The organism is Streptomyces sp. NBC_01006 (assembly GCF_045162725.1).
Taxonomy (GTDB): Bacteria; Actinomycetota; Actinomycetes; order Streptomycetales; family Streptomycetaceae; genus Streptomyces.
The window spans coordinates 6,253,952-6,274,184 of record NZ_CP108700.1 but is presented as its reverse complement, the minus strand read 5'-3'; the positions used below and the strand labels follow the sequence as shown (position 1 = coordinate 6,274,184).

Sequence of the window (20,233 nt, the reverse complement as noted above, 5' to 3'; positions counted from 1 at the left end):
TCCCCTGGATCCCCGTCAGTCACCGGGGAAGTGGCAGGCCACCTCGCGGGAGGCGGCGATCCGCAGCAGCGGGCGGTCCGTGCGGCAGACGTCCTGCGCCTTCGGGCAGCGCGGGTGGAAGGTGCAGCCCGGGGGCGGATCGGACGGGTTCGGCAGGTCGCCGTGCAGCACGATCCGCTCGCGCCGCCGCTCGGCCGCCGGGTCCGGCAGCGGTACGGCGGAGAGCAGCGCCCGGGTGTACGGGTGCTGGGGGTTCTCGTACAGGGCGCGCTTCGCGCCGATCTCGACGATCCGGCCGAGGTACATGACGGCGACCCGGTCGCTGACCCGTTTCACCACGGACAGGTCGTGCGCGATGAACAAGTACGCCAGACCCAGTTCGCGGCGCAGCCGTTCCATCAGGTTGACGATCTGCGCCTGGACGGAGACGTCGAGGGCGGAGACCGGCTCGTCGGCGACGACCAGCCGCGGGCTGGTGGCCAGCGAGCGGGCGATACCGATGCGCTGGGCCTGGCCGCCGGAGAACTCGTGCGGGTAGCGGTCGATGTGCTCCGGGATCAGCCCGACCAGGTCCATCAGCTCGGCCGCCCGGCGGCGCGCGTCGGAGGCCGACCAGCCCTGCACGAGCAGCGGGTCGGAGATGATCCGGGCCACCGTCTGGCGGGGGTTGAGGGAGGAGTGCGGATCCTGGAAGACCATCTGGAGGTGGCGCCGGTGCGGGCGGAGCGCGCGCTGCGACAGCCTCGTGATGTCCCGTCCGTCGAACGTGATGCTGCCGGAGGTGGGTTCCAGCAGCCGGACCAGCATCCGGCCGGTGGTGGACTTCCCGCAGCCCGACTCCCCGACCAGGCCGAGGGTTTCGCCCGCCGCGAGGTCGAAGGAGACCCCGTCGACGGCGCGCACGGGCGCCCCCCGGCGCCCGGACGCGGCGCGTCTGCCGGGGAAGGCCATGGTCAGGTCGCGCACGGAGAGCAGCGCCGGCGGGGTCCGGTCCGGGGCGGCCGGCCCGGGCGCCGGGGCGGGTACGAGCGTACTCATCGGGACACCTCCGATTCGGTCGCGGCGGCACCGGCCGCGGCAACGGTCGCGGCGCCGGCGGCCGGTGCCGTACGCCCCGCGACATGGCAGGCGGCCAGCCGGCCGGGGCCGCCGTACGGCAGGAGCTCGGGCCGTTCGCCCGTGCAGCGCTCCCGCTCCGCCCCGGTGCCGGCGGCCGCGACCGCGCAGCGCGGGGCGAACGCGCACCCCGGGGCGAGCGTGAGCAGGGAGGGCGGGGAGCCGGGGATCGCCCGCAGCGGATCGTCGTCGGCGTCGTCCAGCCGGGGCAGCGAGTCGAGCAGGCCCCGGGTGTACGGATGCGCCGGATCGGCGAACAGCTCGTCGACCCCGGCCTGTTCGGCGGCCCGGCCGCCGTACATGACCAGTACCTCGTGGGCGACGCGGGCGACGACCCCCAGGTCGTGGGTGATCATCACGACGCCCAGGCCGCGCTCCTGCTGGAGCCGGGCGATGAGCTCCAGGATCTGCGCCTGCACGGTCACGTCGAGGGCCGTGGTGGGCTCGTCGGCGATCAGCAGATCGGGTTCGCAGGCCAGGGCCATGGCGATCATGACGCGCTGGCGCATGCCGCCGGAGAACTGGTGCGGGTACTCCCCGACCCGACGGGCCGGATCCGGGATGCCGACCTCGCCGAGCATGTCGACTGCCCGCTTGCGCGCGGCGGCCCGGCCCGCCTTGAAGTGCACGCGGAAGTGCTCGGCGATCTGCTCGCCGACCGTGTAGTAGGGGTGCAGGCTGGACAGCGGGTCCTGGAAGATCATGGCCATCTTCCGGCCGCGGAGCCGGGACAGCTCCTTCTCGGACATGCCCGTGAGCTCCTGCCCGGCGAGGGCGATGGAGCCGCCGACCTCGGCGCCCCGGTGCAGGCCCATGACGGCGAGCGAGGTGACGGACTTGCCGGATCCGGATTCGCCGACGATGCCGAGGGTGCGCCCGGCCTCGACGGTGAAGCCGAGCGAGTCGACGGCCCGTACGGGGCCGTGCGGGGTGGCGAAGGTGACGTGCAGGTCGCGTACTTCGAGGAGCGGGGCATCGGGGCGCGGGGCGCCGGGGAGAACGGCCATCAGTACCTCACCCTCGGGTCGATGACGGCGTACAGGAGGTCGACGACGAGGTTGGCGACGACGATGAAGAAGGCGGCGAGCAGCGTGACCCCGAGGACCACCGGCTGGTCCGAGCTGACCAGGGCCCCGTAGAACAGCCGCCCGATGCCCGGGAGTCCGAAGATGGACTCGGTGATGACGGCGCCGGCGAGCAGCCCGCCGAGGTCCATGCCGAAGATGGTGAGGATCGGGGTCATCCCGGAGCGCAGGCCGTGCTTGACGACGACCGTGCGCTCGGGCATGCCCTTGGCGCGGGCGGTACGGATGTACGGCTCGGCCATCGCCTCGATCATCGAGCCGCGGCTCTGGCGGGCGTACATGGCCGCGTACAGCAGGGCGAGCGCGGTCCACGGCAGCAGCAGGTTGGCCGCCCAGGCGAGCGGGTTGTCGGTGAAGGCCTGGTAGGTGGGGTAGGGCAGGAGCCCGGCGACCCGGATGACCCCGTAGATGAGCATCACGGAGGTGAAGTAGACGGGCAGCGAGGCGGCGGCGACGGCGCCGACCATCAGGGCCTTGTCGGTGGCGGTGTCCTTGCGCAGGGCGGCGGTGACCCCGGCGCCGAGGCCGAGCAGCAGCCACAGCGCGGCGGCGCCGACGGCGAGGGAGGCGGAGACTGGGAGGCGGTCCATCAGCAGGTCCCACACGGGCAGGGAGTTCTCGTACGAGTAGCCCAGGCACGGGAAGTCGCACTGGACGGCGTACTGGCCGGTGCCGAGGGTGCGGCCGGTGAAGATGCCGGTGAGGAAGTCGGCGAACTGCCGCCACACCGGCTGGTCCAGGCCGAGGTACTCCCGTACGTCGGCCAGCCGTTCGGCGCTGCAGGTCTTGCCGCAGGCGGCCGCGGCCGGGTCGGTGGGCAGGACGTAGAAGATGAGGAAGGTGACGGCGGCGATGGCGAGCAGAACGCCCGCGAGGGCGAGCAGCCGGCGCGCGAGGTAGAGGATCACGCGCGGCCGCCCCTCGGGTCGAGGATGTCGCGCAGAGCGTCGCCGAGCAGGGTGAAGGCGAGTACCGCGAGGAAGAGGAAGGTGCTCGGGATGACGAAGTACATGGGGTCGGTCTCGTAGAAGGCGACGGACTCGGCGATCATCTGGCCCCAGGACGGGGTCGGCGGGCGGACGCCCACGCCGAGGTAGCTGAGCGCGGCCTCGGTGCTGATCATGCCGGGGATGAGCAGGGTGGTGTAGGCGATGACCGGGCCGGAAACTCCCGGGAGGATGTCGCGGGTCAGGATCCGCCAGGAGCCGGCGCCGCCGACGCGGGCGGCGTCCACGTACTCGCGGTGTTTGAGGGAGAGGGTCTGGCCGCGGACGACGCGGGCGACGCCGGGCCAGCCGAAGAGGCCGATGACGGCGGTCATGAGCACGATCCGGTTGACGTCCTTGGCCACCGACAGCATCGCGATCATGAAGATGAGGGAGGGGAAGGACATGGTCAGGTCCATCAGGCGGGACAGGACCGTGTCGGTGCGGCCGCCGAAGTAGCCGGCGGCGATCCCGGCGGCGGTGCCCGCGATGACGACGATGGCGGTGGCGGCGAAGGCGATGAGGAGGGAGACCTGGGCGCCGTGGACGACGCGGGCGAACAGGTCGCGGCCGGTGACGGGTTCGACGCCGAGCCAGTGCTCGGGGCTGATCCCGCCGAGGGAGCCGAGGGGCTGGCCGCCGAGATAGGGGTCGATGGCGGACTTGTCGAACTCCTCGGGGGACCAGCCGCCGAGCGCGCCCAGCCAGGGCGCGGTGACGGCCATCAGCACGAAGAGGAGCACGACGCAGAGGCTGACGCGGACGGCGGGGCGGCGGCGGAGCTCCCGCCGGGCGAGCTGCCAGGGGCTGCTGCCGGTGGCCGGGGCCGCCGCGGGCCCGGCCTCGGCGGCGCCGGGGACGGTGGTGGTCATGGTGTCGGGGGCTCCGTATCCCTCAGCCCTGGCTCTTCGAGGGGTCCTTGAGGCCGACGGTCCCGTAGTCGACGGTGCCGGTCCACACGGGGTGGCCGTAGGCGCCCGCGATGTTGGGGCCGACGAGCAGCGGCTTGCGCTCCAGGAGGACCGGGACGGCCGGGGACTTCTTCATGATCTCGGCGTCGAGGTCGATCCAGGCCTGGTTGGCCTGCTTGGCGTCGGCCATGGCGTTGATCTCGTCGATCCGCTTCATGGTGGCCTCGTCGCGGAACTGGCTGGTGTTGCCCTGGTTGCCCTTCTCCTTGATGGTGCGTCCGTCGAAGACGAAGGGGATCCAGGTGGAGCCGGAGGGGTAGTCGGGGCACCAGCCGGCGAGGGTCATGTCGGGCGTGGTGGAGAGGTCGCCGATGACGTCGTAGTACGCGCCCGGGTCGATGGTGTCGACGACGACCTCGATGCCCACGCGGGACAGGCCCTGCTGGATGGCCTCGGCCTTGCCCTTGTCGCCGGTGGAGACGGCGAGGGAGACCTTCAGGGACTCCTTGCCCGCGGCCTTGAGGAGTTCCTTGGCCTTGGCCGGGTCTCCGGCCGGGGCGATCTTCAGGGCGTCGGCCTGCTTGCCGCCGGAGAGCGCCGGGGGCAGGTAGGCGGTGGCGATCTCGTTGAGGGCCGGGCCGCCGCCCGCGGTGATCACCGCCTCCTTGTCGAGGGCGTACTGCATGGCCTCGCGGACCTTGGGATCGTTGAAGGGCGCCCGGGAGTTGTTCAAGGAGAGCATCTCGGTGCAGCCCTGGGACTCGGCGAGCAGGCGCGCCTTGACCTCCGGCTTCGGCAGCACCTTGGGGGCGCTCTCGGGGCGCATGTCCATGTACTGGACGGCGGAGGCGTCGGCGCCCTCGCCGGCGATGATCCGGTCGTCGATCTGGCCGCCCTTGAGTCCCATGACCACGACGAACTTGTCGGGGTAGGCCCTTCTGACGGTGTCGGTCTTCGGGTCCCAGTGCTCGTTGCGGACGAGGACGAGCTTCTTGTCGCGGTCGTACGACTCGATCTTGTACGGGCCGGAGGAGAACGGGCGGGCGTCGTACTGGGTGCCCTTCTCCTGGGACTGCGGGACCGGGGCGAAGGTGGGGAGGGTGGCGGTGGCGGAGAACTCGGCGACCGGGCGCTTCAGTTCGAAGACGATGGTGCGGTCGTCGGGGGTCTTGACGGAGTCGAGGTGCTGCCCCTGAAGCGGCCCCTTGTAGCCCTCGCCGCCGGCCAGGTACTGGGCGGCGTAGTCGGGGCCGCCGGTGAGGTCGGGGGCGAAGGAGCGCTCGACGTTGTACTTGATGTCCTGCGCCTTGACGGGTGAGCCGTCCTCGTACTTCACACCCTCCTTGAGGGTGAAGGTCCAGGTCTTGCCGCCGTTGGAGGGGGTGCCGAGGTCGGTGGCGAGGTCGGGGACGAGCTCGCTGCCGGCCTTGCCGGGCTCGGCCTTGAAGGTGACGAGCGTGCGGTAGAGGAGGCGGGTGCCGAAGTCCATGGCCGGCATGACCCAGTTGCGGGCGGGGTCGAGGTGGGCGAAGTCCTGGTTGGACAGGACGGTCAGGGTCCCGCCCTTGACCGGGCTCCCGCCGAGGATCTTGCCGTCGTTGGCGGCGGCGGGGTTGCCCGCGCCGGCGCCGGTGGAGCCCTTCTTGGGGTCGGAGCATCCCGAGGCGCCGAGTGCGAGTGCCGCCACGAGGGCGGTGGCGAGGGCGAGTTGGGTGCGCTTGGTCATGGGTCACTCCAGTGAAGGGCCGCGCTCTATGATGTGACCGGTAACATAGTAATGTGAAATTGCACTGACAAGAGGTTGGCGCCGCCGTTATCCAGCCGTGCCCAAATCCGGCCCCTCGAACGGGAGTCGAAGCCGTCGGACAGCCCGAGTGCGGCGACTGCCCGACGACGCGCAGCGCCAGGCGGTCGACGGTCGTCATCCCGTCACCACCTGGCGCTGCGCGTCACGACGAACGGCGGAGCGTCACCCGCTCCCGCCGGGGATCAGCTCAATGCGGCGAACCGGCCGTTTGCTTTTCCTTGCCCTTGCCCTTGTCCTTGCTCGGAACCGGATGGAAGTTGCTGTTCGTCACACAGCCGAGGTTCTGGTAGATGCGGTCGTTCGTCTGCGGGTCCCGGCCGACGAGGTGGTACTTGCAGGCTCCCTCGATGAACCTGCCTTCGACGCCGCCGGGGAAGTCGATCTCCTTGTTCCACAGGAAGGTCGACACGAGGCCGGTCTGCCGTGCGGTGGCGTTGATGTCGATCCCGCCGGGAGCCTGGATCGCGTACACCCAGCCGTCCCCGCTCCCCGTGGCGAATTCCTGCGCCACCCACCGCTCACACGTGGTGCTCACGTGCGCGGCGTCCGGCTGTTGGGCGCCCCCGATGATCCACTGCGACAGCGGGATGAGGTTCATGCCCCGCGGCTCGAAGCCGCTGGCGAAGATCTCTTGGGGGGCCCGGGAGTCGCCGCGCCACAGCGTGTTCACGTCGTGCCGCCAGTACCAGGCCTCGCGCACCGCGGCGAGGTCCACGTCCGCCCGGATCGAGGGGTCCGTCGTGGTCTGCATCCACTCCGACACACGGTAGCCGCCGGTCGGGCCGCAGGGGCCGGTATCACGGATCTGCTGCGGGGTCCCCGGGTACGGATCCGCCGCGGCGCCGGCGGGTGAGCCGAACGCCAACGAGACGGTGACCAGGACGGTGGCGGAAGCGATTCGAAACGCAGTCTTCAACACAGGCACAACCCATCGCTCGGTGCACAGGACTCTGTGTTGATAGACGGATTCCGGGTGGGAACAACCTCCGTTCGCAGCCGTCACCCGCAGGCATCACGAGGTCCACCCGCCCGGCGCACCCTCCCCGTCACCGGTCCAGCAGCGCTAGATGCCCGAGCCGAGGCCTCCCGGCGTACGGCCGACCGGCTCGTCGCGGCCCTGGGCCCAGAGGGAGCGGACGTGGCCGAGGTGGCGGACCATGCAGGCCTCCGCCGCCTCCGCGTCGCCGGCGATCATCAGGTCCAGCAGCTCGATGTGCTCCTCGGCGGAGGAGACCAGCTTTCCGGCCTCGTCCAGGCCCGTCAGCCCGTACAGCCGCGAGCGCTTGCGCAGGTCGCCCACCGTCTCCACCAGCCGGTCGTTGCCGGCCAGGGCCAGCAGGGAGAGGTGGAAGCGGCGGTCCGCCTCCAGGTAGCCGATGAGGTTGTGCTCGCGGGCGCTGGTGACGATCTCCTCGGCGACGGGCCGCAGCGCCTCCAGCTGCTCCGCCGTGGCGATCTTCGTGATCCGGCCGATGGTCGGCACCTCGATCATCGTGCGCAGCTCGGTGTACTGGTCCAGGTCGCGCTCGCTGACCTCGGTGATCCGGAAGCCCTTGTTGCGTACGGGTTCCACCAGGCCCTCGCGGGCCAGGTCGAGCATCGCCTCGCGGACGGGCGTGGCGGAGACCCCGAGTTCGGCGGCCAGGCCGGGCGCCGAGTAGACGCTGCCGGGGCGCAGTTCACCCGCTATCAGGGCTGCTCGAAGGGCGTGGCCGACCTGGTCGCGGAGCCGTTCCTGGGCCTTGATGAGACTGTGCTGCTTCAGGTCACCCATTTGCTCTTCCTCCGAACCGGCTTTGCACCACCGAGTGCAGAGGACAGCGTACAATGTCACGTTGCGCTTGATCTCCGAGCGGTGGTGTCTCCTGCGGCGCGATACATCGCCACCGCCACAGCGAGATCTTCCCAGGCCATGCCCACGCTCTTGAAGAGCTGTGGACAACTCGGGGGCCCGGCCACCGGCATCCGGCCCGCCACCAGGTCGGCCAGGGTGCCGTTGATATGACCGGGCCCGATCGCCCCCTCCGCCTCCGGCACCAGCAGGTCCCCCGCCTCCCGCAGCGCCGCCGCCCGCGACTCCACGTACACCGCGGCCCGCCGCACCAGCGCGGTGTCGGTCTCCCGGGCGTCCGGCTCGTGCGAGCCGACCGCCACGACCGTCGCTCCCGGGGCCACCAGCCGCCCGTCGAAGAGGGGTTCGCGGGCCGTGGTGCAGCACAGCACCAGGTCCGCGTCCGCCACGTCCGCCGGGGTGCCCGTACGGGCCGCCGCCCCCAGGGCGCGGGCGTGCGCCGCCAGCCGCTGCGCGGCCCTCGGGTCGCGGCCCACGACCACCACCCCCGCCAACTCCCGTACCTCCCGCACCGCTTCGAGGTGCCCGTGCGCCTGCGGGCCGGCGCCGAAGAGCACCAGCCGCAGGGCCCGCCCGGCCGGCGCCAGGTACCGCAGGGCGAGCGCCGAGACCGCCGGGGTGCGCAGGGCGGTCAGCGCCGCGCCGTCGAACAGGGCCAGCGGGCGCAGCGTCGGGCCGTCCAGCAGCAGGTACGAGCCGGTGATGCGAGGGAGCCCGAGGGCCGGATTGCCGGGCGCCACGCCGGCGATCTTCACCCCGGCGTACGCCCCCGCCGCGGCCGGCATCAGCAGCAGCTCGCCGCCGCCGGGTACGGCCAGCGCCGAGCGCTGTGGGCAGGACTCCGGGTCCAGCCCGGCCCGCAGTACGTCGGCCAGCGCGTCGGCGGCCGCGGCCGGGGTGAGCAGTGTGGCCGTCTCCGCGGCGTCGAACTGCGGGATCACAGCAGGAATCCCGCGCCGAGGGGGTCCTGCGGCTCGCGGACGAAGGCGTGCTCGCCGGTGCGGTAGGCCGTCCCGGTGACCTCCGTGACCAGACCGTCGAGGGATCCCACCGGCACCACCCGGCCCGTGAACACCGTGCCCGTCACCGACTCGTGGAGCAGGTCCTCGCCCGGCCCGATCCGGCCGTCCTCCGCGAGCAGCGCGAGCCGCGCAGAGGTGCCCGAGCCGCAGGGCGAGCGGTCGATCTGCCCGTCGGCGAACACGGTGACGTTGCGCTGGTGCGGCCCGAAGGGGGTGCCGGGCAGCTCCTCGTGGAGGATCACCCCGTAGACCCCGGAGAGCAGCGGACCCTCGGGGTGCCAGGTCCCGGGGTGTGCGGCCAGTGCGGCCCTGATCTCCTGCCCGGCGCGGACCAGTTCGGGCAGGGCGGCCCGGGTGACCTCCAGGCCGAGGTCCCGGGCGGCGACGGACGCGTAGCAGGCTCCGGCGTGCGCGATGTCCACCTCCGCCAGGCCCAGGGTGGTCGCCACCGGCACCTTGCGGGCGCCGACCCGGGCCGGGACGTTGCGGAAGGTGACCCCGGTGGTCCGGCCGCCGGCGCGGTGCACGGTCGCGGCGACCCGCCCCGACGGCACGTCGATCCGTACCTGCGCGTCCCCGTCGTCCGGCGCGGCGACCCGGCCGGTGTCCACGGCCCAGACGCCGAGGGCCATCGTGCCGTGGCCACAGGCGGTGGAGTAGCCGTCCTTGTGCCAGAACAGCACGCCGAGGTGGGCCCCGTCGTCGTCCGGGGGCACGACGAACCCGCCGTACATCCCGGCGTGCCCGCGCGGCTCCTGCACGAGGAGCCGGCGTACGTCGTCCAGCGGGCTGCGACGCGGAGCCGTCCCGGACCCCCCGGGGCCGATGGCGGTGGAGCAGCGCTCGGCGACGGTGTCCCCGGGTACGGGCGGCAGGCCGGCCGCGGCGGTGTCGACGATCCGGAACGGCTCCCCGGCGGTGTGGTAGTCCACGGTCCGTACGACAGCGGCCTCGGCGGTCACAGCAGGAACCCCGCGGGGAAGGGGTCGGACGGGTCGAGGAAGTACTGGGCGGTGCCGGTGATCCACGCCCGCCCGGTGACGGTGGGGACGACGGCCGGGAACCCGCCGACCGTGGTCTCCCCGACCAGTCGGCCGGTGAACTCCGTCCCGATGAAGGACTCGTTGACGAAGTCCGCGCCGAGCCCGAGGAGGCTTCGGGCGTGCAGCTGGGCCATGCGCGCGCTGGTCCCCGTACCGCAGGGCGAGCGGTCGAACCAGCCCGGGTGGATGGCCATGGCGTGCCGGGAGCGGCGGGCGTCGGAGCCGGGGGCGGCGAGGTAGACGTGTTTGACCCCGGAGATGGTGGGGTTCTCGGGGTGGACGGGCCGGTCGCCGGAGGCGTTGATCGCGTCCATGACGGCGAGTCCGGCGGCGAGCAGTTCGTCCTTGCGCTCCCGGTCGAAGGGGAGGCCGAGGGCGTCGAGTTCGACGAAGGCGTAGAAGTTCCCGCCGTAGGCGAGGTCGTAGGTGACCGTGCCGAAGCCGGGGACCTCGGCCTTGAGGTCGAGTCCGACGCAGAAGGAGGGGACGTTGGTGAGGGTGACGGCGGTGGCCGCCCCGTCCTCGACCCGGACGTCCACGCTCACCAGCCCGGCCGGGGTGTCGAGCCGGACGGTGGTGACCGGCTCGACGACCTCCACCATGCCCGTCTCGACCAGGACGGTCGCGACCCCGATGGTCCCGTGCCCGCACATGGGCAGCAGGCCCGACACCTCGATGTACAGCACGCCGAAGTCGGCGTCGGGGCGGGTGGGGGGCTGCAGGATGGCGCCGCTCATCGCGGAGTGCCCGCGCGGCTCGTACATGAGCAGGGTCCGGACGTGGTCCAGGTGCTCGATGAAGTGGAGCCGTTTCTCGGCCATGGTGGCGCCGGGGATCACCCCGACGCCTCCGGTGATCACCCGGGTCGGCATGCCCTCGGTGTGCGAGTCCACCGCGTGGTAGATGTGGCGCGTACGCATTCCAGTGCCCTTCCGGTCCCCCGGGGGGACTAGTTGTGGCCCTCGGCGAGGGCCTTCTCGGTGGCGGCGCGGACGGCCGCCTCGGTCTCCCCGGTGAGCGGGAAGCGGGGCGGGCGGGTGGCGCCGCCGGGGCGTCCCGCGAGGTCCATGGAGAGCTTGATGGCCTGGACGAACTCGGTCTTGGAGTCCCAGCGCAGCAGTGAGTGCAGGGACTTGTACAGCGGCAGCGCGGTGGCGAGGTCCCCGGCGACGGCGGCCCGGTAGAGCTCGGCGCAGGAGCGCGGCAGGGCGTTGGGGTAGCCGGCGATCCAGCCGACCGCGCCGGCGAGGGCGAGTTCGAGGAGGACGTCGTCGGCGCCGATGAGCAGGTCGAGGCCCGGGGCGAGTTCGGCGATCTCGTACGCCCGGCGGACGTCCCCGCTGAACTCCTTGACGGCGACGATGCTGCCGTCGCCGTGCAGGCGGGCGAGCAGGCCGGGGGTCAGGTCCACCTTGGTGTCGATGGGGTTGTTGTACGCGACGACGGGCAGCCCGGCGCGGGCGACGTCGGCGTAGTGGGCGCGTACGGTCGCCTCGTCGGCCCGGAAGGCGTTGGGGGGCAGCAGGAGTACGGAGCCGGCCCCGGCCTCGGCGGCCTGGTCGGCCCAGCGGCGGGCCTCGGCGCTGCCGTAGGCGGCGACGCCGGGCATGACGCGGGCGCCGTCGCCGGCGGCCTCGACGGCGGTACGGACCACGCGGGCCCGCTCCTCGTCGGTCAGGGTCTGGTACTCCCCGAGGGAGCCGTTGGGGACCACGCCGTCGCAGCCGTTGGCGATGAGCCAGGCCACGTGTTCGGCGTAGGCGTCGTGGTCGACGGTGAGGTCCTCGCGCAGCGGCAGCGCGGTGGCGACCATGATGCCGTGCCAGGGGCGGGTGCGGGTGTCCGTACCGGTGGTGGGCGCGGGGGTGTGCGCGTCGGTCATGAGAGAGCTCCCTAGAGTGGTGTGTGACATTTTACTAGTGGGTGTGAGGCGGCCACAAGGGTCCGGGCCGCCCGATCAGCCGTCCGCCGGGGGCAGTTCCGCGAGGTGGCGCAGCGGGACCGGGCAGGACAGGGGCCGCCGGTCGGCCGCGGGCCCGTCGCCGGCGAGGGCAGCGACGGCCGGTCCGCACATGCGGCCCTGGCACCAGCCCATTCCGGAGCGGGTGAGGAGTTTGACCGTACGGGCGTCCCGCGCGCCGAGGTCGGCGACGGCCTCGCGGATCCGCCCGGCCGGAACCTCCTCGCAGCGGCACACGTCGGTGTCGTCGCGCAGCCAGCCGGTCCAGCCTTCGCCGGGGCGGTGGGCGGCGCCCATGGCCTCGGCGAAGACGCGCAGCCGGGCGCGGCGGCGGGCGAGGGCGGTGGGCGCGGGCCGGCCGGCGATCGCGTGGGCGGCGATCTCCCCTTCGAGGAGCGCCAGTTGGGCGCCGCCGATGCCGCCGGTCTCGCCCGCGGACCAGATCCCGGGGACCGAGGTCCGCTGCTCGGCGTCCAGCGCCAGGGCGACGGTGCCGTCGGCGGCCGGGCGGGTGGCGCAGCCCAGGCCGGTCGCCAGCTCCAGCTGCGGGACGAGCCCGTGGCCGACGGCGAGGGCGTCGCAGGGGATCCGGCGGGCGGTGCCGGGCACGGGCCGCCAGTCCCGGTCCAGGCGGGCCACGGTGACGGCCTCGACCCGGTCGGCGCCGTGGGCCTCGGTCACGGCGTGCCGGGTGAGGAGGCGGATGTGGCGGTGCAGGAGGGCGCTGCCGTACGTGGCGGCCTCGGCGAGCTTGCCGGGGTTGCGGAGCAGGGCGGGGAGGTGGCCGGCGTACGCGGTGTACGCGGCGGCCTCGACCACGGCCGGCACCCGGGCCCCGGCGGCGGAGAGGGAGCCGGCGACGGCGAGCAGCAGCGGGCCGCTCCCGGCGACCACCACGCGCTTGCCCGGCAGTACGAGCCCGCTCTTGAGCATGGCCTGGGCCCCGCCGGCCCCGACCACCCCGGGCAGGGTCCAGCCGGGGAAGGGCAGTTGCCGCTCGTACGACCCGGTGGCCAGGAGCACGGCCCGGGCGTGCAGGGTGGCGGCCGCCTCCTCAAGGCCGGCGACGGCGTGCAGCGTCCAGCCGCGGCCGCCGTCCGGGACCACGGCCCAGACGTGGTGGGCCGGCAGGTACGTGATCCGGCCGGCCGACGCGTGGGCGCGCAGGGCGGCTTCGCGCGAGGCGAAGGCGGCCCACCCGTGGTGCAGGGCTTCGGGACGGTCCGCCCCGAGCCCCGGCGCGGGGTGGCGGTAGTACTGGCCGCCGGGGCGCTCCCCCGCGTCGAGGAGGGTGACCCGGAGCCCGAGGCCGGCGGCCGTGACGGCGGCGGCCAGCCCGGCGGGGCCGGCACCGACGATCGCGAGGTCGGGCGGGGCGGTGTCAGACGCCGAGCTCGGCATGGCCGGTTCCCTCCTGGGTGGTGACGGTGTCCCCGGGGCGGGCGGGGACGAGGCAGGCGCGCTGGTTGGGGCGGCCGTTGACGGTGACGAGGCAGTCGTAGCAGCTGCCGATCCCGCAGAACGCTCCGCGCGGGGCGCCGCCTTGGCGGGTGGACCGCCAGGCGAGGATCCCGGCGCCCCAGAGCACGGCGGCGATGCTCTGGCCCGCCTGGGCCGTGAGCTCGCGGCCGTCGAAGCGCAGGACGTACGTCGCCGAGGGGGCTCCGCCGACGAGGGTGCGGGGGGTCGGGCTCATCGGGGGGTCTCCTTGGGCGGCGTGGTGCAGGTGGCGGGGCGGTACCGGTTGCCGCTGCGCGGGCCTTCTCCCCGCCCCGCCCTTTCTCCGTGTCTCCCCCAGCTACCGCTGGGGGTGCCCCCGGGGACTCCGCCCCGGACCCCGCGCTTCAAACGCCGGCGGAGCTGGGATCGGGCGGTCATCGGGCCCGGTCCTCGTCGAAGCGGGCCGGGTGGAACGGGTCCAGGGGGAGCGGGGGTTGCGACCCCGTCAGGGCGGCGGTGATCAGGACTCCGGTGGCCGGGGCGAGGCCGATGCCGGCTCCCTCGTGGCCGCAGGCGTGCAGGAGGCCCGGGAGCCGGGGGTCCGGGCCGATCGCCGGGAGGTGGTCCGGGAGGTAGGGGCGGAAGCCGTGGTAGGTGCGGAGCACCCGGACGTCCGCCAGGACGGGGAAGAGCGCCGCCGCCTGCGCGGCGAGGCGGCGCAGGGCCTCCACCGACAGGCTCCGGTCGAAGCCCACCCGCTCCCGGGTCGCCCCGATCAGCACCGGCCCCGCCGGCGTCCCCTCCACCACCGCCGAGGACTGGAGTGCCGCCGAGCCGCTCGCCACGTCGGCGATGTAGTCCGCGGCGTAGACCTTGTGCCGGACCACCCTCGGCAGCGGCTCCGTCACCAGGACGAACCCGCGGCGCGGAAGCACCGGGAGGGACACCCCGGCCAGTTCCGCGATGCGCCCGCCCCAGGTTCCGGCCGCGTTCACCACGGCCGGGGCGAGGAGTTCACCGCCGCGGGTGCGGACCCCGCGGACGCCCCCGGGCCCCGTGAGGATCCCCGTCACCTCCTCGCCGAGGTGCACCGAAGCCCCCGACGCGGCCAGCAGCCTCGCCGCCGCCTGGGCCGGCTGGACCTGGGCGTCCTGCGGGTACAGGAAGCCGCCGACCGGACCCGGGGCCAGATGGGGCTCCAGCTCGCGGAGGTCTCGGGGCCCCGCCTCGACGGCTTCGACCCCGGCGGCGCGCTGGCCTTCGGCGAAGTCCCGCAGCGCTCCCAGCGAAGCCTCGTCCGGGGCGACGACGAGCCCGCCCTTGGCCTCGTACTCGATCTCCTGCGGGAGGACGGCGGCGAGTTCGCGCCACAGGCCGGCCGACAGCAGGGCCAGGTCGAGCTCCGGGCCCGCCTCCTTGTCGGAGACGAGCAGGTTGCCTTCCCCGGCCCCCGTCGTGCCGCCCACGACGGGGCCGCGGTCGACGACGGCCACGGAGAGTCCGGCGCGGGCCGCGTAGTACGCGATCGCGGCACCGACGACGCCGGCGCCGATGATCACGACGTCCAGGGGATGTCTCTTGGGCACGGCAGTAATATGTCACATTCTTTAGTAGGTGCCTAGGTCCGGCGGCCGGTCCCGCCCCCCGTTGGAAACAGGACCGGCCGCCGGCGCCGGATCAGCTGCGCAGCGGGCCCTCGCAGCTGTAACTCGACGTCCCCGCCTTGTGGTCGGTCCAGATCTCCACAGGGCTGAAGGAGCAGTTCATGTCGGCCAGGTTGTTGGAGGCCGCGCCCGCCCGGTCGAGGATGAAGTAGTCCACCGTCTCCGACATGTCCTTGAAGTTCTGGTCGTCGCTGCGCCAGTCCTTCAGGTTCGCGCTGATCCGGCCGGTACAGGTGAAGCGGCGCTTGCCCGGGTCCCCGTTCTCCACGCAGTCCGGGGTGTTGTAGGTGGCGGTCGCGAAGGACGACTTCACGGATCCCAGCGCCGCGTCGCGCAGTCGGTCGTTGGGCGTGAAGCTGGTGTTCGGCACGTAGAGCTGGTCGACCTTGGCGATCTGCGCGTCCAGGAAGCGGTTGTAGTCGCGCTGGAGGTAGGAGTCCGCGCCCATCCGGTGGCGCCAGGCGTCGTACCCGGCCACGTCGTTGGCCCGCAGGTGGGTGTACATCTCGCGCAGCAGCGAGGGCTTCTCGGTCCACAGGAACTCGAAGAAGGTGCCCGCGTAGTTGTAGAAGCGGAAGCCGTCGCCGTCGTACGTGGCGTTGAGCAGTTGCTCGACCGTCATCCGCGGGCCGCCGCCGGCGGTGTCGTTGATGATGCCCTTGACCAGGGACTTGCGGACGGCGATGCCGTTGTCCCGGGTGGCGCCGTCGAAGAACTCGGCGGTGCCCTCGTCCATGGCGGTCGTACGGTCGCCCTCGTACCAGGGGCCCTCGCCGAAGAACCCGGGGACGGCGAAACGGCCGTTGAGGTAGTGCGTGTACTCGTGCCGGAAGAGCTCTTCGAGGGTGAGGGAGGAGTCCTGCGGGACGCGCCGCTGGTAGGTGTAGAACGTGGCGCCGTTCTCGATGTACATGCCGCCGTTCTCGGTGCCGTAGCCGTACAGCATCGTCTGGTAGGTCACGTAGTCGGCGCGGGAGGCGTACAGCACGATGTTCAGAGTGGTGTTGGGGTCGCCGGCCAGCGGCTGGTCGGTGCCGAGGACGCGGTGGAACTGCGTCTTGACCTGCTTGCTCGCGTAGTAGAGCTGGTCGACGGTGGCCCGGTCGAGGGCCGTGCGGACCTTGATGGCGCCGTTGTCGTAGGTGTACGTGTTCGGGAAGAGCATCTTCTCGATGTCCTCCTTGCACACCCCGTACTGCTTGCACGCGTTGTAGGTGTTCAGCCAGGAGACGATCTTGGCCCAGGGCTCGCTGCCGTTGCCCCACGCGCCCTTGACCGGCTCCAGGAGGGCGCCGAGGTCGGCGGCGGTCTGGTCCTGGAGGCCCTCGATCTGGCCGAAGCGGCCGTACTCGCCGAGCGCGTCGCGGACCACCCACGCGTTGGTGGTGCCCTTGAGGTGGGTGTATCCGGCGAAGGCCTTGAAGGCGGCCCGGTAGGCGGGGTCGGCCTTGGCGGCGGCGTGGAAGGCGGCGTCCTGGTTGCCCGGGTACACGCCGAGGTAGTTGACGGTGAGGGCGGCGAGGGCCGCGCCGCCCCAGTTCGCGTCGCCGCTGGTGGCGGGGTGCGAGGCGTCCAGGGTGGCCAGGACCTTCTTGATCAGTCCGAGCTGGGTCTGGCGCATGCCGGGGCCGGTGGCGTAGAGGGCCTCACGCAGGGTCCGGGCGTTGGAGGCGGTGACGTCGAAGGTGCGCGCGGCGTTGCCGAAGTCGGTGACGGCCCGGCTCATGGCATCGGCGGTCGCGGCGTCGGTGAGGTCGATCTCCTCGCGGGAGAAGTCGTGGTAGATGGCCGCGTGCAGGTACGTGAACAGCTCCTCCAGGTGCGAGGAGTTACGGCCGTCGTGGGCGGCGGCCAGGCCGGATATCCGGCGGGAGACGGCCTGGACGTGCGCGTCGTCCATGACGGGCGCGAGGCGGGCGTCCCAGGTCCAGATCAGCCCGCGCAGACAGCCGTCGGCGGTGACGGCCGGGTCGGCCAGGAAGTCGGCGAACTGCTCGGGGCTGAGGCCCGTGATCCCGTCGAGGGTGCAGGGGACGCCGGCGGCGACGCTCTGCGCGGTGGGCGCTGCCTGGGCGGCGGCGCGCTCGCGGCTCTTCTCGCTGCGCTCGGTGAGGCGCGCGGCCTGGGCGGCGGCCGGGGCGGCCCCGGGGACGCGTCCGTCGGCGGCGATCCCGCCGGGAGCCTGGGCCGTCGCCGGCGCGGCCTCCTTGGGCGAGGCGCGGTGCTCGACCTCGTCGAACGGGTTCGCGGCGGGCGCTCCGGAGGTGAAGGTGCCGGGCACGGCGGCCGGGGCGGGGGCGGCCGCGGGAGCCCGGTCCGCGGTCTGGGACACGGCCTGGCCGGCGGAGGCCAGCAGCGTCACCGCGACCGCGGCGGAGAGGAGGGACGTACGCACAGCTCTGTGCTGAGACACCGAGGACTCCTGGTGGGGAGGGGAGGTGGGGGAAGTGGTGCGCGAGGTGGTGCGTGATACGTGAAATGCCTGAACTGCCCTGCGTCACACGGCGTTTGACGGGGATTAACGTGCCGCGGTGTGAGCTGTAACATAGTAATGTGAAATTGCACTGACAAGACCTGTGCGCCCACCAGTTCGCATCTTCTTGAGGGAGCCCCGATGGCCGACACCCCCTCCCGCCTCAACATCGGCAGCCACGACCTGCCGGTATCACCGGAGTTGTCCCGCTTCATGGCCGCCGACTGGGCGCCTTCACCCCTCCCTGACACCGCGCGGGTCCCCGCGTACGAGGTCACCCCGGTCCGGCGCGAGCGCCTCTCGGCGCGCTTCCCCGGCGAGCGGCTGATCATCCCGGCCGGCGAGCTCAAGGTCCGCTCCAACGACTGCGACCACCGCTTCCGCCCGCACAGCGCGTACGCCTGGCTGACCGGGCTGACCGGCGAGGACCAGGTGGGCCACGTCCTGGTGCTGGAGCCCTCGGGCCCGCACGGCCACGAGCCCGTGCTGTACCTGCGCCCCCGCTCCCCGCGCGCCGACGGCAACGAGGAGTTCTACCGGGACCGCCGGTACGGGGAGTTCTGGGTCGGCCGCCGCCCCGACCTGGCCGAGGCCGAGCGCCTGACCGGCCTGCGCTGCGCCCACCTGGACGAGCTCGGCTCCCCGGCCGGCCGCAACGCCGCGACCGACACCGAACTGGCCGCCGCCCTCTCCGAGTTGCGCCTGGTGAAGGACGCCTGGGAGGTCGGGCAGCTCCAGCTCGCCGTCGACCACACCACCGCCGGGTTCGAGGACGTCGTACGGGCGCTGCCGCGCGCACTGGCGCACCCGCGCGGCGAGCGGTGGATCGAGGGGGTCTTCGGCCTGCGCGCCCGGGCGGAGGGAAACGGCACCGGGTACGACACGATCGCGGCGTCGGGCGCGCACGCGTGCGTCCTGCACTGGATCCGCAACGACGGCCGGCTCGACCGCGGCGATCTGCTGCTGCTGGACGCGGGCGTGGAGACCGACAGCCTCTACACGGCGGACATCACGCGCACCCTCCCGCTGTCGGGGCGCTTCTCCCCCGTCCAGCGGCAGGTGTACGAGCTGGTGCTGGCGGCGCAGGACGCGGGCATGGCGGCGCTGCGCCCGGGCGCGAGCTTCCGGGACTTCCACCGGGCCGGGATGCGGGTGATCGCGGAGGGTCTGGCGGAGTGGGGCGTCCTGAAGGACGCGCGGGGGGATCTGCACCGGCGGTACACGCTGTGCAGCAGCGGCCACATGCTGGGGCTGGACGTCCACGACTGCGCGAAGGCGCGCGCGGAGACCTACCTGGACGGGGTCCTGGAGGAGGGCCAGGTGCTGACGGTCGAGCCGGGTCTGTACCTGCAGCCGGACGACGAGACCCTGCCGCCGGAGCTGCGGGGCATCGGCGTGCGCATCGAGGACGACCTGGTCATCACGGCGACGGGCGCCCGACTGATGTCGGGCGCCCTGCCCCGCACGGTGGCGGGGATCGAGGAGTGGATGGGGAACCTGCTGGCCGGCTGAGCATCCGCCCCACCCCCGTGGGAGTGGATGCCCGGCCGGCCGGGTCCCGCGACCGCCTCCCCGGGATCAGTCCTGCAGCGGACCGGGGGCCTGGGACATGCGCAGGCAGCGGAACTCGCCGCGGTCCCAGATCTCCCAGTGGTGCTTGATCCGGTCGCGGGTGTTCGGGCCGTACACACCGTCCGCGACGAGGCCTTCGGAGGCCTGGACCTTCTTCAGGGCGGCCTCGGTGGCCGGCCCGAACTCGCCGTCCTTGGCGAGGTTGATCTGGCCGTAGCACCAGTGCATGGTCCACTGCAGGGCCATGACTCCGTTGCCCGAGGCGCCGCGCCGCATCGCGCAGAAGTTCGAGCCGTCCTCGTGATCGGTGGGGATCCGGACGGTGTAGCCGACGGCGTCGCCGTACGTGTTGGCGCCCGTGCAGGTCGGCATGGCCGCGGACGCGGTCGTCGCGCCGGTGGTCAGCAGACTGGCGGCGAGGACGGCGGCCGCGCCGAGCGAGGCCAGGGTGCGCTTCATCGAAGTCTCCGGAGAGGGTGGGGAGGCGGGGAGGTCAGACGGTGCTGGGGAGGTACTCGTTGCAGTAACCGGCGTTGGTGACCTTGTCGTTGTAGCCGTAGTACGGGTCGCCCTCCCACAGGAGCGCGTAGCCGGTGCTCGGGCCGACGACCCCGTCGACCTCGCTGGGCACGAACATCACGCTCTGGAAGAAGCGGATCGCCTCGTCCGTCTGGGGGCCGAACCTGCCGTCCTCGCCGATCTGCCCGTGCCAGGGGCGCCCGGTCCAGTTGTGCGCGAAGGCGTAGTTCAGCTGGTGCTGCACGCACCACACCGCGTGCGTGTTGTTCGTCTTGCCGTATCCGATGTACGGGGCGCCCTGCCGGGCCTGTGCCGTACCGGAGAGGGTGAGGACGGTCAGGGCGGCAGCGGCGGCGAGGGCGGCGGCCCGTGAGGCGGTCTTCTTGAGCATGGCGAACCGGCTTTCCGTGAGGAGCGGGGCGGGGATCGGTTCCGGACGGGCTCGACTGGGCGCCGCCGGACAACCGGAACACTAGGCCGGTCACGGCCACGTCCCGGTGTCCCGTCCGTCTCCGGGAAGTCCCGGACGGCCCGTCGGACGCTCTCGCCGGGCCGTAACCCGTGGCCGGCGGGGAGGAGTCCCGCGAACCGGCCCGGGACGGGCCGCCCGTCCCGGGAGGACCCCGTCCCGTCCCCCCGCCCGGGACGGTGTTCCCGTCCCGCGGGCCGGGCTCCGCACGGGACGCCCAGGAGAAGGTTCCGGCCCCGAACGGCCTTGCGCGGCACCTAGATTGCTCGCGTCGGACGGTCCCGGGCCTCATGCGGCCCGCTGTGCCCGTCCTC

General features: G+C 73.0%; 18 protein-coding genes. 1 reads left to right on the top strand and 17 read right to left on the bottom strand.

Annotation, left to right across the window (positions count from 1 at the left end):
- Positions 1–15: 15 nt before the first annotated feature.
- The 15 genes from OG509_RS28640 to OG509_RS28570 form a co-directional block, all read right to left on the bottom strand.
- Entirely contained in the window at positions 16–1,038 is a 1,023-nt protein-coding gene (locus tag OG509_RS28640; RefSeq protein WP_406185413.1) for an ABC transporter ATP-binding protein, read from the bottom strand.
- On the bottom strand, positions 1,035–2,123 hold the full coding sequence (locus OG509_RS28635; protein WP_406185412.1) for an ABC transporter ATP-binding protein: 1,089 nt from the start codon (positions 2,121–2,123) through the stop codon (positions 1,035–1,037). Before OG509_RS28635 ends, OG509_RS28640 begins: the two co-directional genes overlap by 4 nt.
- On the bottom strand, positions 2,123–3,109 hold the full coding sequence (locus tag OG509_RS28630; protein WP_134070376.1) for an ABC transporter permease: 987 nt from the start codon (positions 3,107–3,109) through the stop codon (positions 2,123–2,125). The genes OG509_RS28635 and OG509_RS28630 overlap by 1 nt, the downstream gene beginning before the upstream one ends.
- Entirely contained in the window at positions 3,106–4,059 is a 954-nt protein-coding gene (locus OG509_RS28625) for an ABC transporter permease (RefSeq protein WP_406185411.1), read from the bottom strand. The genes OG509_RS28630 and OG509_RS28625 overlap by 4 nt, the downstream gene beginning before the upstream one ends.
- Positions 4,060–4,081: 22 nt before the next feature.
- A complete protein-coding gene (locus OG509_RS28620) occupies positions 4,082–5,824 on the bottom strand; it encodes an ABC transporter substrate-binding protein (protein WP_406185409.1) in 1,743 nt (580 codons plus the stop codon).
- A 268-nt stretch (positions 5,825–6,092) separates the two neighbouring features.
- On the bottom strand, positions 6,093–6,821 hold the full coding sequence (locus OG509_RS28615; RefSeq protein WP_406185408.1) for a hypothetical protein: 729 nt from the start codon (positions 6,819–6,821) through the stop codon (positions 6,093–6,095).
- A 147-nt stretch (positions 6,822–6,968) separates the two neighbouring features.
- The gene (locus OG509_RS28610; protein WP_406185406.1) at positions 6,969–7,679 is read right to left on the bottom strand and encodes a GntR family transcriptional regulator; all 711 of its coding nucleotides are present in this window, start codon (positions 7,677–7,679) and stop codon (positions 6,969–6,971) included.
- A gap of 56 nt (positions 7,680–7,735) precedes the next feature.
- On the bottom strand, positions 7,736–8,698 hold the full coding sequence (locus tag OG509_RS28605; RefSeq protein WP_406185405.1) for an ornithine cyclodeaminase family protein: 963 nt from the start codon (positions 8,696–8,698) through the stop codon (positions 7,736–7,738).
- Positions 8,695–9,741: a proline racemase family protein gene (locus tag OG509_RS28600; protein WP_406185403.1), complete on the bottom strand. Its 1,047-nt coding sequence runs from the start codon at positions 9,739–9,741 to the stop codon at positions 8,695–8,697. Before OG509_RS28600 ends, OG509_RS28605 begins: the two co-directional genes overlap by 4 nt.
- Positions 9,738–10,742: a proline racemase family protein gene (locus OG509_RS28595; protein ID WP_406185402.1), complete on the bottom strand. Its 1,005-nt coding sequence runs from the start codon at positions 10,740–10,742 to the stop codon at positions 9,738–9,740. The genes OG509_RS28600 and OG509_RS28595 overlap by 4 nt, the downstream gene beginning before the upstream one ends.
- 29 nt (positions 10,743–10,771) lie before the next feature.
- Positions 10,772–11,704, bottom strand: a complete 933-nt coding sequence (locus OG509_RS28590) for a dihydrodipicolinate synthase family protein (protein ID WP_385590797.1) — start codon at positions 11,702–11,704, stop codon at positions 10,772–10,774.
- 75 nt (positions 11,705–11,779) lie between these two features.
- A complete protein-coding gene (locus OG509_RS28585) occupies positions 11,780–13,183 on the bottom strand; it encodes an NAD(P)/FAD-dependent oxidoreductase (RefSeq protein WP_406185400.1) in 1,404 nt (467 codons plus the stop codon).
- Entirely contained in the window at positions 13,164–13,478 is a 315-nt protein-coding gene (locus OG509_RS28580; protein ID WP_406185399.1) for a (2Fe-2S)-binding protein, read from the bottom strand. Before OG509_RS28580 ends, OG509_RS28585 begins: the two co-directional genes overlap by 20 nt.
- 178 nt (positions 13,479–13,656) lie before the next feature.
- A complete protein-coding gene (locus OG509_RS28575; RefSeq protein ID WP_406185397.1) occupies positions 13,657–14,808 on the bottom strand; it encodes an NAD(P)/FAD-dependent oxidoreductase in 1,152 nt (383 codons plus the stop codon).
- Between the two features lie 91 nt (positions 14,809–14,899).
- Entirely contained in the window at positions 14,900–17,299 is a 2,400-nt protein-coding gene (locus OG509_RS28570; RefSeq protein WP_406185395.1) for a collagenase, read from the bottom strand.
- A gap of 201 nt (positions 17,300–17,500) precedes the next feature.
- On the opposite strand from OG509_RS28570, the gene OG509_RS28565 reads away from it, so the two are divergent.
- Complete coding sequence (locus tag OG509_RS28565) at positions 17,501–18,871, top strand: aminopeptidase P family protein (protein ID WP_406185393.1); 1,371 nt, start codon at positions 17,501–17,503, stop codon at positions 18,869–18,871.
- Between the two features lie 66 nt (positions 18,872–18,937).
- Here the strand turns inward: OG509_RS28565 and OG509_RS28560 are convergent, their stop codons facing one another.
- Positions 18,938–19,390, bottom strand: a complete 453-nt coding sequence (locus OG509_RS28560; protein WP_406185392.1) for a peptidoglycan-binding protein — start codon at positions 19,388–19,390, stop codon at positions 18,938–18,940.
- 34 nt (positions 19,391–19,424) lie between these two features.
- Positions 19,425–19,841, bottom strand: a complete 417-nt coding sequence (locus tag OG509_RS28555) for a peptidoglycan-binding protein (RefSeq protein ID WP_406185390.1) — start codon at positions 19,839–19,841, stop codon at positions 19,425–19,427.
- Between the last annotated feature and the right edge of the window lie 392 nt (positions 19,842–20,233).

Bases quoted from the DNA above. Each gene is read 5' to 3' on its own strand.
- OG509_RS28640 (WP_406185413.1), bottom strand. From the start codon at position 1,038: ATGAGTACGCTCGTACCCGCCCCGGCGCCCGGGCCGGCCGCCCCGGAC.
- OG509_RS28635 (WP_406185412.1), bottom strand. From the start codon at position 2,123: ATGGCCGTTCTCCCCGGCGCCCCGCGCCCCGATGCCCCGCTCCTCGAA.
- OG509_RS28625 (WP_406185411.1), bottom strand. From the start codon at position 4,059: ATGACCACCACCGTCCCCGGCGCCGCCGAGGCCGGGCCCGCGGCGGCC.
- OG509_RS28620 (WP_406185409.1), bottom strand. From the start codon at position 5,824: ATGACCAAGCGCACCCAACTCGCCCTCGCCACCGCCCTCGTGGCGGCA.
- OG509_RS28610 (WP_406185406.1), bottom strand. From the start codon at position 7,679: ATGGGTGACCTGAAGCAGCACAGTCTCATCAAGGCCCAGGAACGGCTC.
- OG509_RS28595 (WP_406185402.1), bottom strand. From the start codon at position 10,742: ATGCGTACGCGCCACATCTACCACGCGGTGGACTCGCACACCGAGGGC.
- OG509_RS28590 (WP_385590797.1), bottom strand. From the start codon at position 11,704: ATGACCGACGCGCACACCCCCGCGCCCACCACCGGTACGGACACCCGC.
- OG509_RS28585 (WP_406185400.1), bottom strand. From the start codon at position 13,183: ATGCCGAGCTCGGCGTCTGACACCGCCCCGCCCGACCTCGCGATCGTC.
- OG509_RS28580 (WP_406185399.1), bottom strand. From the start codon at position 13,478: ATGAGCCCGACCCCCCGCACCCTCGTCGGCGGAGCCCCCTCGGCGACG.
- OG509_RS28565 (WP_406185393.1), top strand. From the start codon at position 17,501: ATGGCCGACACCCCCTCCCGCCTCAACATCGGCAGCCACGACCTGCCG.
- OG509_RS28560 (WP_406185392.1), bottom strand. From the start codon at position 19,390: ATGAAGCGCACCCTGGCCTCGCTCGGCGCGGCCGCCGTCCTCGCCGCC.
- OG509_RS28555 (WP_406185390.1), bottom strand. From the start codon at position 19,841: ATGCTCAAGAAGACCGCCTCACGGGCCGCCGCCCTCGCCGCCGCTGCC.